This is a genomic window from Sediminibacter sp. Hel_I_10 (assembly GCF_000688335.1).
Classification (GTDB): domain Bacteria; phylum Bacteroidota; class Bacteroidia; order Flavobacteriales; family Flavobacteriaceae; genus Psychroserpens.
Window position 1 is genome coordinate 362,460 of the sequence record NZ_JHZX01000001.1, and the last position, 12,525, is coordinate 374,984.

The 12,525-nt window shown below is 35.9% G+C and carries 12 protein-coding genes; all 12 read right to left on the reverse strand.

What is annotated here, in order from left to right:
* The gene (locus P176_RS0101600; protein WP_026753056.1) at positions 1 to 1,047 is read right to left on the reverse strand and encodes an adenylate/guanylate cyclase domain-containing protein; all 1,047 of its coding nucleotides are present in this window, start codon (positions 1,045 to 1,047) and stop codon (positions 1 to 3) included.
* 8 nt (positions 1,048 to 1,055) lie between these two features.
* Complete coding sequence (locus P176_RS0101605) at positions 1,056 to 4,754, reverse strand: metallophosphoesterase (RefSeq protein ID WP_026753057.1); 3,699 nt, start codon at positions 4,752 to 4,754, stop codon at positions 1,056 to 1,058.
* A 33-nt stretch (positions 4,755 to 4,787) separates the two neighbouring features.
* Positions 4,788 to 5,018 carry a hypothetical protein gene (locus tag P176_RS0101610; protein ID WP_026753058.1) on the reverse strand — a complete coding sequence of 77 codons (231 nt, stop codon included), beginning with the start codon at positions 5,016 to 5,018 and terminating at the stop codon, positions 4,788 to 4,790.
* Positions 5,019 to 5,038: 20 nt separating this feature from the next.
* Positions 5,039 to 5,536, reverse strand: coding sequence for a hypothetical protein (locus tag P176_RS0101615; RefSeq protein ID WP_026753059.1), 498 nt, complete (start codon positions 5,534 to 5,536; stop codon positions 5,039 to 5,041).
* A 2-nt stretch (positions 5,537 to 5,538) separates the two neighbouring features.
* Entirely contained in the window at positions 5,539 to 6,306 is a 768-nt protein-coding gene (locus tag P176_RS0101620) for an SDR family oxidoreductase (protein WP_026753060.1), read from the reverse strand.
* A 168-nt stretch (positions 6,307 to 6,474) separates the two neighbouring features.
* Positions 6,475 to 7,419: an SDR family NAD(P)-dependent oxidoreductase gene (locus P176_RS0101625; protein ID WP_026753061.1), complete on the reverse strand. Its 945-nt coding sequence runs from the start codon at positions 7,417 to 7,419 to the stop codon at positions 6,475 to 6,477.
* A gap of 33 nt (positions 7,420 to 7,452) precedes the next feature.
* The gene (locus tag P176_RS0101630; protein WP_081820655.1) at positions 7,453 to 7,815 is read right to left on the reverse strand and encodes a DUF4345 domain-containing protein; all 363 of its coding nucleotides are present in this window, start codon (positions 7,813 to 7,815) and stop codon (positions 7,453 to 7,455) included.
* Positions 7,816 to 7,835: 20 nt separating this feature from the next.
* Complete coding sequence (locus P176_RS0101635; RefSeq protein WP_037348622.1) at positions 7,836 to 8,705, reverse strand: alpha/beta fold hydrolase; 870 nt, start codon at positions 8,703 to 8,705, stop codon at positions 7,836 to 7,838.
* Between the two features lie 22 nt (positions 8,706 to 8,727).
* Entirely contained in the window at positions 8,728 to 9,603 is an 876-nt protein-coding gene (locus P176_RS0101640; protein ID WP_026753064.1) for an RNA polymerase sigma factor, read from the reverse strand.
* Between the two features lie 107 nt (positions 9,604 to 9,710).
* A complete protein-coding gene (locus P176_RS19890) occupies positions 9,711 to 10,373 on the reverse strand; it encodes an NAD(P)H-binding protein (RefSeq protein WP_026753065.1) in 663 nt (220 codons plus the stop codon).
* A gap of 113 nt (positions 10,374 to 10,486) precedes the next feature.
* Positions 10,487 to 10,963 (reverse strand): anthrone oxygenase family protein, encoded by a 477-nt coding sequence (locus P176_RS0101650; protein ID WP_026753066.1) that lies wholly within the window; start codon positions 10,961 to 10,963, stop codon positions 10,487 to 10,489.
* A gap of 7 nt (positions 10,964 to 10,970) precedes the next feature.
* Positions 10,971 to 11,972 carry an alpha/beta fold hydrolase gene (locus tag P176_RS0101655; protein ID WP_081820656.1) on the reverse strand — a complete coding sequence of 334 codons (1,002 nt, stop codon included), beginning with the start codon at positions 11,970 to 11,972 and terminating at the stop codon, positions 10,971 to 10,973.
* Positions 11,973 to 12,525 lie beyond the last annotated feature (553 nt).

A 12,525-nucleotide genomic window follows, 5' to 3' on the forward strand; every position in this document is an offset into this window, starting at 1 on the left:
TTATTTATTCGTAATACTGACCAATTTCAAAACTTCTTTTTTCCCTGTCAAGGGTATCGAGCCTTTAAATTCAATGCTATAAAAATCTTCTATATCTTTTGAGTAATCATACAAACTTTCTGAAATTAAAAGTTTACTGTCAAGCTCATTGCAAAGTCCCTGTATGCGAGCAGACGTATTGAGAATATCCCCAGAATAGGTGATGTCCCGTTTGATGACGCCGATTTCCCCAACGGTCACTTCGCCCAAATGGGCACCAGCTTTGAATATGGGAAATACACCAAAATCGTTCAGATAATTTTGTTTTTTACTTTCTAAAAAAGATTGAATGTTAAAAAAGCACTTCGCAAATCCTAAAGTATTTTTGAATTTGTTAATTGGCCAAGAAATCACGATTTCGTCTCCTACATATTGATAAATCTCCCCTCCAGAATTTAAAATAGGATTGGTAACATCTGAAAACACCTTTTTCAGAAACAGATGGTATTTAATGTTTCCTAATTCCTCTGCGATTGTGGTGGAAGACTTTAGGTCTAGCAACATGAAAATACGTTGCTCCTCACTTGGTTTATCATATTTACCCAAAAACAACTCTACCAATTTGCCCGGACCAAATTTGTTGCTCATCTGAAGTAAAAAATGTGTCAAGATTACAATAATCATCCAGAACAAAATGTTCTTGACGTCTTCCGAATTAAACATCCATTTGAACGTCATGTCATTGGTTTCTGAAATAGCGATGCCTTCCATTATGTTCCTGATGACCCACATTGACATGAACACCAAAATGATAATTGAAAGGCTTTGAACATAAGGCTTATCGCGAAACTTGGCGTCGATATAATTAAGTGCAAGCCCAACTGAAATACCGCCAAGCAAACCTGAAATGATATTGAGTAAGAGCGCAGCCGTCAAACTATAGTCGTCAGATGTTCCAAGCCCAAAGTGACTGGTTAAAACCAAATGGTCATAAAATACCTGAATAATTGCGATAGCTATAGACAATATCGTAATCTTAATAACTCTGCGAAATCTTATTTTTTTCATTTTTTAGTTTAAAAATCGAAGCCCAGACCAAAGGACAACCGTATGCCATCATCTGAATTAAAAACACCGAAACGTGCGGATAGCAATTCAACAGCGTCTATCCAAAAACCGCCACCATACGACGTATTCCATTGGTTTTCGTTGAATGAACTATCAGAAACCAAATCATCGTCAACCCAAATTCTACCGTAATCGAAACCTACGTAAATACCAATACTTATTGGTAACAAAGACGTTTTAATACTGTTGAAATTATACCGCACATCTGTATTTTGATAGATGTAATGCTTCCCCGTAAAGCGTTCGTTTCTATACCCTCGCAACCCATTATTGGCGCCGATGGATGCGGCTTGATAAAATTCGAAGTCATTGCCAAATGTGACCCGGCCTTTGAATTTTGTTGCTAAAACCAATTTGTCGTTGGCTGAAATTTTATGTTGAAATGCCAGTAGTGGCTCAATTGTTCCATAATTGTTTGAATTGTTGATATTGTCCTTAAAAGTAGCCGTCAAACCTACTTCCATTCCTAATGTAGGATATGTTTTGTTGTTTTGATTTTTATAATGATAGTTGGCCGAATACACCAAAAATTCTTGGTCTGTAAAAACAGAATTAGCTGCTGCGAAATACGTTTCCAAAAAGCGATTTGCAGTTCTTGTAACCTTTACATTTTCATAGCCTGCGCCGATTTTAAATTGAGCACCATTGTAGCCTTTCCAAATAAATGATGGGATAACGTGCGCATATTGTTGTTTGACTCGATTGAAATCTAAATCGGCATCAATTCCATCTTCCTCATCACTTTCAAAATTTGGGGTGGAGTTACCATAGCCGAAAAAGTTCTGGGTAAAATTATCGCTTGTTATTCTTGTGTCAATGTTCAGATTCCAATTTTTGATGACGTTGGCAAATTCTCCACTGTAGGAGGCATCAAACCCTTGCGTTGCGAAAAAGTATTCAGCCTTTAGAGCGTGTTTTGAAGTAAATGGATTGCGTTCAAAACCATAGGTTGTAAAGACATTTGAAACCCCTAATTTAAAACCATCATCAGGATTGACGCCCAATGTTGGTATCAATTGGTTCGTGTTGGTCTTTAGTTTTTTGTAATCGTAGACGTTTGTTTCGTAATCATCGGTTAATTTGATTTTTGCTTCTGAAGCGTTTTCTAGCGAATTCTTTTTCGATTTATAGTCGTAGATAACAATGTTTTTGCCAAAATCAGTTGTGTAATCGTCGTTATTTTGGCCACCAATCAATCTGATTTTAATACGCTTACTTTTGCCTTTTACAACAAATGTATCTTCGTCATCCAATCCATATATCCAAAGTTCTTTTGTCAATTCTGGACTGTAAGTTTTACTGTGGAATTCATCTGTTAATCCACCATCCTTTTTACGGAAAGCTTCCACCAAAATACTACCATCATCGTTTGCGGTTATGATGAACGCATCATCTTTATTTGTTCCTGTGACCACACCAAATTTATTGACGAACTTAAAATATCTATCCGAAATTTGCGGAAGATTTTTCAAGCGTTCCCTTAAAATAGTTTTAATGGTTTCGACCTTGTCATTCCTTACTTCGTTGGGAATATTTAAAAATGCGGTTTCAATTATCTGTTCCGTTATGCCTTTTTGAATAATTGCGACTTGTTTGTCCCAATCAGCTTTCGTGGCGTTTTTTATAAAGGCCATATCCAAGGGATACGGTTCTATATTAAAGCCTTTAACGTCCTTCAGGTCGTCTTTATATGCTCGCAGCAATCTTGCGGTTGGAATAAGTGCAACAGCTGCAGAAAGTACAAATCCGTCAGACATTTTTGAAAAGGCTTGGTCTCTATCCCTTGGCATCGGTCTATAGATGGTTTTTCCATTTTCCTTAAATTCAATCCAGCGCCATTGGTCTTGATGCCTATCCCAATCGCCAATCAACATATCGAATAATCTGGCTTTGATATATGAGTCTTCGTCAATCACGATGGATTCATCCTTTTGTATTTTCTCAAAAAGGTCATTGGTACTTATGAATGTATTTGAAAAACCGAAGCTGGCTTTATCGTTATGGCCTTCCGATGTATGTTCTTCAATCATATACAGTTCATCTCCAAAGTCCGAATTGAAATCGCCTAACGCATTTTGCTTGGGAACATAAAATAGTTTGGGATTGGTATGATAAACGCCAATGGCATCTGCCAAATCGCCAATCACAAAGGGTGCGTAGGGATGTGACCCTGTAAATACGTCCAACAGTAACCCTTCTGTAGCGGTGTCTTCAAATTGACCCTCGACAAATTGGTCCTTAAAAATGGTTGCCTGAAGATATTGGATGGCCTGTTTTCTCAAGGCACGCATCACATATTGAGTGCCATTCCCATCTTCAAGACGTAAGGATTTGGATTGATGTCCGCCACCTTTTTTTACAGGTTTTAGACCTCCATAAAGCGTGTCTAAATTGACTGTAGCTGCTTCTATGTCTGTGCTATAATCGTCGCGGTAGCGTTCGCCCCATAAGAATTGATAGAACTTACTTTTATCGGTTTCGTCATTGGTGTAAATGGATGCCATCGTCGTATCAGGAAAAGAATTTGGGAAACTAAAAGATGGATTTGGGTCATTTGCCTCAAAAACGACCGATTTATAAACGACCTTCTTATCTTCGGAAGACGTAAAAATCACTTCGGAACTTTCATCTTTATAAACGACCAATTTCGCATATCCAAGACTGCCGTAAGAAAAAAGACTTCCATTTTTATTTTTTGTAGCCGTCGTATTTGACCCTGAACCAGAAATGATTTGAGGCACACTATCTTGAACAAGATATTGAAGACTGTTGTCGTGCCCAGAAACAAAAATGGTTTTATCATTTTGTTGTGCGAGCGTTACCAACCGTTTTCGTAACTCATTATAATGCGTATTTTGAATATCGGTCAAGGATGTCCCACCTGTTTTTCTGACCAGATTTTTTATCGAACCTACAATTGGTAACGGTTTTAAATGGCTTGAAAAACTGTATGCGCCACCGTGTGGTCCATTTGAAAAAATGGGATGATGGATGGCTATCAAGGTCGTTTTTCCAATCGCTTTTTTGATTTCATCTTCCACTTCTTCAAAAAAGCGGGTACGTGTTTTTATGTCACAATCATCATTTATAGTTGGTTGATTATCCCAATTTGTCAAATACCATTCAGAATCTATGATAATTAAAACAATGTTATTTCCTATTTTAACAGTTTCAATCGGACACCCTTTTTCAGGTTGGAATGTGTTTTTTCCTAGTTTATCTTCAATGTACTTTTCTTGTCTTTTTAGACCTTTCACACCATCATTATACCAATCATAGTTACCAGGAATAAAAATTGTTTTTCCTTTAAAATTTGATAGTGTCGCGATTTGATTGTTGAGTATATTTTCTGCTTTCTTTCTATCAATATCCTCTTGCTTAGGTAAGCCAGAAGGATAGATATTATTTCCCAAAAAGATGGCGGTACTGTTATTATGGGCTTTACTCAATTCAGCTTTAAAACGACGTAAATTACTTGATAATGAATCTTTCTTGACTCCAGCATCGCCAATAAGATAAAAGGTATGCGCTATTGGCCGGTCTAAAACCGGACTTTCTTTATTTATAGCTTCTTTGATTTGAAGTTGATGAGTTGCACAACTATATAGTATCAATTGAAACAGGAATAAAAGTTTTAATTTATTCATAAAAAATATATGCTTTTTATATAACCTTATTTTTTATAATAGTTCTTCGCAATCATACCCCAATAGCTTCATACGTTCTATCAAATCTTCTAACTGAATTTCTTTTGTGGCTTTTAGCTTTAATATATTTTCCCGGTCTTCTAAATCAAAATTCCAAGAAAAAATTGCCTCATGGATATTTAAATATTCAGATACCTTTTTAATATCCTTTTCATTTTTTATTGATGTTCTTAAAACAATTATAATTGTCTTTTTGATGTCCATTGATGTCAAACTAGAATAACTTAATTATTGATTTTCACCTTTTTATATGTAAACAAACGGTAAAAGATGTAGATATGACTTATCACATTAACTACTCCAATGGTTGAGAATGCCCACCACATGGTACCTAAATAATAATTGTAAAATTCAATTTCAAACACTTGAGGAAAAGCAACAATCAAATCTGTAAAACCAAAAATATTGAATACCCAAGCTAAGGGGATTGCATATTTCCAATGGTTTCTCAAAGCAATGGCAGTCATTATTGCTAAAATAGCGGTACTATAATCCCATACGCCAACGGTAAAAGCCAAGTCATCAGGAAAGGCATCATATACTTGGGTATCCACCATAAATACCATACCCAAATACCTGAGACCATGAATGAGCACCATGGGTACCAGTGCATCGTAAATATTGCGTTTAGCAAGTTTTGGGAAGACAAACCATTTAATGGCAAGATAAAACGTAATCAAGCCAGCTGTGGTTTGCATGTTGAAAATTAGAAAATTGTCCATAATTATTTATGTCTAGGAATAAACTCTTTATTAAGTTGTTTGAAGATAAATTTTGGCGCCAATCTGCTCATGAATTTAAGTTGCTTTGATATTCCAGGAGTTATTTCTTCCTTGCCGCTTGTAAAGTCTTTCCAGAAAATATCCGCCAACTTTTTGGGCGGCATCGGTTTTAATTTATCATCAGATAAATCGGCATCTTTTGCCAACTTGGTATCTACAACAGGTGGCAACAGTTCTACAACTTTTATATTGTGCAATGCCAATTGAGGTCTAATTGATTTTGTCCAAAAATGAAGTCCCGCTTTTGTACCCGAATAGACCGGAGCTTGAGCAAACGGGACATAAGCCAAACCAGATGATGTATTGATAAGGACAGCGTTATGACTCTTCTTTAATTGTGGTAAGAAATAGTGAAACATCCGAATTGGAGCACTAAAGTTGATTTCAATCTCGTTTATCTGCTGATCCAGATTGCTATCGTCATGACCAGCATCTAACAAGTTCATTATTCCCGCATTATTTATTAAAATATCAATACCTCCAAAATCTGTCTGCATTCTGTCTGCCAATGCTGCCACATCATTTTCTTTTGTAACATCACTTTTAATCGTATTGATTTTTGGAAATTCAGCTTGCACATCGAGCAATTTGGACAGATTTCTGCCAGTAATAATGACAGTATTATCGTGTTCCATAAATTTTTTAGCCAATGCCAATCCAATTCCTGAACCTCCACCAGTAATGAGTACCGTATTGTTTGATTGCTTCATGTCTTTTTTTTATTAATGACCATAGAGTTTACCATGTATTGGTTAGACATCAAAGTATCAAATGTGTAAAGACTTTAAAAAAAAAGCCGAACAACGTGTCCAGCCTTAATTGCTATTCATCACAAATTTTTTATACGCTTATTAACTTAAAATTTAATTTCATTACATCTATTTTGGCCAAACTGCACCAGTAACTTCATCACAATAGTCCCACATTTTCTGTCTTAAAATCGGGTCGAGCGCTAACTTGGGATTGTAAACGTTTCGCACTTCAGGATTTCCAGTCATCCCTGTAATACCTCCAGGTCCAATAAAACTGCCATCAGGAAGTGTTTCATCAACCGCTGCTCTCAAAGTCGACAAGGCGCCTTGTTCTACATCCATCATAAAAAGGCCTCTGATACTTCTGAAGACCGAGGCGAAAACACCTTTGGAAGCATCAAATAACGGTGTGGCAGTTAAACCTGGATGTGTGGAATGGACATGAATCTTATGGTCAAGTTTGTCTTCTTTAATAAAATCACGCAATCCATCCCTGAATTGAATCGCAGCTATTTTTGATAGTCCGTACACTTCCCAAGGGTCATACTTTTTTTCAGCGTTTAAATCATCCCAAAGATTTTTATCTTTTGCCGTACTGCTGGCGGATGAACTTGTGGATACAATCACAGCCTTGTTTGCCAGTTTAATTTTTGGCATGAGTAAGGATGTGAGTAAATGATGGCCCAACACATTCGTCGCCATTTGCAATTCCAATCCATCCACAGATTCCTTTCTTTCGGGCAATGCCATAATCCCAGCATTTAAAAGCAAACCATCAATTTGCGAAATATCAGAAGTGGTGTTAACTTCTTTAGCAAATTCCCTTACCGATTGTAATGAAGAGATGTCTAATGGTAAGATTTTGAGGCGACTCAAATCATCAGATGGTTTTTTGATAGTTGCAATTGCTTTATGCGCCTTCTCCAGATTTCTGTTGCCTGCGATGACTTGTGCCCCTCTTTTTGCCAACTCATAAGCAATGACGGTTCCTATACCAGAACTGGTTCCTGTGATGACATAGGTTTTATCGCTTAAATCTGAAGGTATATTTGTTCTAGTCCAGTTTTTCATAACAATGATTTTTTTAAATTAGGTTAACGTCTACTATTTATTTGAAGAAATGTTGGATTGCAAATACCACAGAATCGGAGGAACGACTACTTCTAAAAAAATGCCGAAAATAATAAAAGGTGTCAAATGATATAAAAATGCTGATGAAGCTCTTACAATACCACCTATGACCAGACTTATTATTAAAAAACGAAAAAGTGCGGTCTCATTAAGATTAAAAGCGCAATAAACGAAACCGATGGCCGTAGCTGCCCAAATGGCCGCAACAAAACGATGAGAGTTATCTGCCATCACATTTATTGATGGGTCATATTTAGCCGTAATGCCCATAAATCCTGTTATTAAAGCTATGATTCCGTATAAGACCAGAAATACTTGTATGATGATTGCATTCATATATGTTATGTTTTTAGTTCCTATTGATTGGAATTATATATGGTATTTAGAAATGAAATTATTTCATCCTTAATAATTTGTGGATGCCGCCAAGCAAGTTCATGGCCAGCATTTGGGAATATTTTAGTCTCTACTTTCGTGAAAACACTATCGGTATATTTTAAGTTTTCAACAGGTACAATATCGTCTGCATCGCCGTGAAGATGATAGACAGGCACATTGACTTGCGACCAATCGTTTTCTATTTTTTTCAGTTCTGCGGCATGAACTGATTTTTCATCGCCTGCAACCCTATACCCCGTTGGTACTATCCATCTCGTCAGGTTCCATCTTGTAAAACGGGACGCCCAAATATCATTTTCAATAGCTGGGTCAATGGCTGCGGAAATCATCATCACACCATCCACATTTGTATTGAGAACAGCTATTCTCGCTGCAATGGGACCTCCGTAAGATGACCCTATAAGAATGATATTTCTAATTTTGATTTCCTTTAGAAATTCGCTTATAAGGAACGATTGTAATTGTATTGAAGCCATGGACTTTCCAAAGTCTGAATAGCCATATCCTGGTCTATCTACTGCATAAAGATTTGCTGCTTTAATTAGAGTAGAATCTGGCATAAAATCCATCCAAACAAGAGATGAACTTGGCGAACCGTGAATAAAAACAATACTTATAGTGTTTCCCTCCTTCTCTACTTTTTGAATACGTAAGGTTCTATCGAGACTATCAACTTTGAAGTAAGCAAAATCTGTTGCGATGCCCCATTTCTGATATTGCGTTTTAATCGTCTTGTCTGATGCTCTATATTGTAATATTGTGCAGGATGACAAGGAGGCCGTTGCAATAAGAATTATAGCTATCCATCTAAAAAATTTCAACTTCATTAGTTGCAACTTTTATAAATCATTAGTTAAGGTTAAGTATGGATTTCCAGCTTTCATTATCCAAAATGTCCTCGATAAAACCTTTTTTATCAAAATCTTTTTTAAACGAAAGGTTTTGCTGTAATTCTGCATACTTCAAATCGGCATTGGCGGTTAAGAAATCGGCATCATCGCCCAAATACGATTGAAAGGTGTCATATTCTGCTTTATTGTGAAGCAAATCTTTTGCATTGATAAACTTCATATCCACCGCCGTTTTTACTTTTTTATGGCATCTGCAAGGATTGCTCTTATCGACCAAACCGCATTGCTTATTCATAAAATTATAAAGGTCCTTTCTAGCTTTGCTCAATTTCATTCTGAAATTCGCCTTGCTCATATCCATGATTTCCGAGCCTATGGTATGGTCTGCACCAAATATTTCACCTATAATATAAACGAGCCGTTGTTCTTTATTCAAACAAAGAATCATACCCGAAAGGCAATTAAGTCTGACTTCTCGAATCAGTTCTCTTTTCTCTTCTTTTTCGTCTTCAGTCATGTCATGATCAGGCGCTGCATTTAGGTGCGCACCCATTTCCTCAAAGTTTGTTGGAATCACGAAATTCATTTTTTTCTTATCATTCATAAAATGATTGAAAACAATACGATAGGCCCAAGTTCGGAAGGAGCTCTTAAACTGGAATTTTCCTAAATTGGTAATGATTTTAATAAAAACTTCCTGACTTAAATCTTTGGCATCATCAATATTTCCAGTCATCTTCCAAGCCACGTTATAAATATAGGCTTGGTGATTTTTTATCAATAAACTCAAGGCCTTTTTGTCGCCATTCAAGGTAAGTCCTATTAATTCTTTGTCCAGTTCGTCTGATGGATATGCTGCTGAAAATGGGTTCATATTGTTGAGATTTTGCTTATTTTTATTAGTTGTCGGTTTTCTTATGACCGTTGATAAACTCTTTAATTTTTAAGATGCTCTGTTAAACATCGATTTCAATTTGACAGTTACTTTTTGACTGCTACAAATGGGTAGCTTCCATAGAGTGTTTCGTCTACTACCGTTTTCACATTAAACACTCCCAAATCCTCAAATGAAATAGCATCAAAACTTGGTTTACTGCTAGCCACAAGCGAAACACTTCCTTTCTTATCTACAAGCTTTCCTGGTCGTGTGATGATATAATCAAAGGAATCTTTCTTATTGGATGCCATAAATTTGGTAACAGTTGTATTGTCTTTCAACATCTCTGTGGCACCAGTAAAAAAAGCAGCAGTCGGTGCTAACAATTTTAAGAGCATTGGATTTGACCCATCCGGTTTTGGTGCAAAAAAGACAGATTGATATAAGAATGCCTTTAGCGATAGTTCATTATCGAGAATAGGCCACAGGCATTCAATAAAACGTGTCATCATCCCCTTGTCGTAGTCCTTACCGTAGGTTCCACCTGCACAGCAGATGACATAGTTTGCTCCATGAACAGTCTCTTTCAAAGCATCTACATTTTCAAAATCCCCTTTAACGATTTTAAGCTTATCATTTTTAATTTTTATTTTACTGGGGTTTCTTACCAAAGCTTGAACATTATAGCCTTGTTCTAGCGCATAGTTTACAACATGACGACCTGTGAGGCCAGTTGCTCCAAGAACTCCAATTGTTATGCTATTCATTTGTTGTTGTTTATAAAGTTCCGAATTAAATAGTTACTTCTATTTTTTATTGAAATTAAATCCTTTTCTTATAAATAATTCCGTTTAGATTAAATAGCTCAAGAAATAAGAAATTAAGACGATTTATCAACGGTTATAAGATTTGATTTTTGAAAACCAAGTATCAAAAATACAGCTGCCATAATTGCAACGCCAATCCGTACCCAATGAAAAAACACCCAACCTTGCAATTTGCTGGTCGCTTCAGCAGCGCTATACTTTAATTCCATAAAATCAAAATTCATAGGCAAGTGATATACAGCGGTTTGAATTATCGTCAAAAGCAAACCTAAAAAGGCATAAAGGTAATAGCGTTTGGCCTCCTTATTGTCTTTGGTCAAAATAACGAGCGATAAAGTTGCCAAAAATCCTGGCATTAGTGTTACAGCAGTTGGACCCAATAATAGCGGAAAATCAACCTTGAAGGTTTCCATAAACGTAATCGGATCTAATGATTGCCAATGGACACAGTGACTCAATCCAATAGTTATCATATTTCCTACGAAAGCAGCTGATGCTATGATGGCTATAAAAGGCAGAATTTTTTTCATTCCTATATTAGAGATTTTCGTACCATTTGTTAAATTCTTCGCCCATCTGTTTGGGATGACTCTCGGTCAAAAAGTGTTTGCCTTTTCCTAAATAGACTTCGGTGTAATTTTTAAAGTTTTCTCGTGCATATTCAACAGCTTCTTTTTGGTTGATAAGGCCTCTTTTCGCATAAAAATATAAGATAGGCGTTTCGGTTTTTTTCATCCCTTCAGCGATTGTATTTAGAAGTTGTTCAAAATCACTATCGCCTTTTCCCTTATTCTTTGGTAATGAGCCTGGGTCTGGGCCGTTAACCATCGCGTATCGGCGTTCTTTCTCATCCCAAGGTTTGGTGTAATTGTCTTTTATTTCTTTAGATAACTTGCGACCTGTAAAGAAATTAACTGCTAAATTTTTCCCAGCAAAATTCTTTTTGACCATCCATCTTTCAGCACGTTGTGGTCTGCTGATGAGTTTTGTGAATAATTTCATAGTAAGTGGAAACTGATTATAAAAATAATCAGCCGGCATAAATGGCGCTTCAAAGAGCGCAATTGCCTTCACGTTATCAGGCTGTCGCATCACATAGAGCATCCCCACTAATGAGCCAATATCCTGAACAAATAGCGTCACGTTTTTGAGTTGCTTGGCTTCAATAAAATCAGTCAGCATTTTGTACTGCGCTTCAACAGACACATTTCTGTCTTTTGGAAAACTCGATTTTCCAAAACCTAAAAAATCTAATGCAATCACTTGTTTATTGCTATCAATTTCTGGAATTACGTTACGCCATAAATAAGACCAGGAAGGCAGTCCGTGAAGCAACAAGACTGGGTCTCCCTCTCCAGATTCGACATAATGAATTTTTTCAGCTCCTATGTCGATGTATTTCGATTCAAAAGAAAATTCATCTGAAATATTGGCTTCAACCTTTTTTGCTTTACCAGGATAGACTTCTTGACCATTCATTAGAGAAAATCCTAAACACACTAAAAGAGTGATTCTCCATTTTTTAATTTGACATATCATTATTATCAAGGTTTTTTTAGACGTTTTTTAGAAAACACATGTAACTTTTTTCATCAAAACTGTGTCGTCTTTTTTTTACTTAGACAGATGAGTTAGTCATGTGTAAAAGGATTATGGTCTTTTTTTATTTTTATTTCGTTTTCGTTTGCCATATTTCAATCAGCATTAAATATTTTAATAGGATGAATTATAAAACGCGCATTGGTTTTTAAATGTTAAATCATTACTATTTAATAGTTTAAGACTTAATCACTTTAGAGTTAACAATGGTTTTAATGCGATTAAGTATAAACTCTTCATTAGCTTATCTTTATTTTATTCGGAAAAATCATTTTTGTTTAAATATAACACTGTCATAAAATGGTTTTCATTATTAAAGAAATCAATAAAACTCTAGGGTCTATATGAAGCAAACATGAATTAGTGTTTGTTTTTTTTGCCATGTTGTTTTAAAGATTTTTTTTATTACTCCATATTATTCTTAGGTCCTAGAACACTTAGCAACAACACTAAGTATCCTCTCCGTCTAAAAGCTTAATACACTATTAATAGT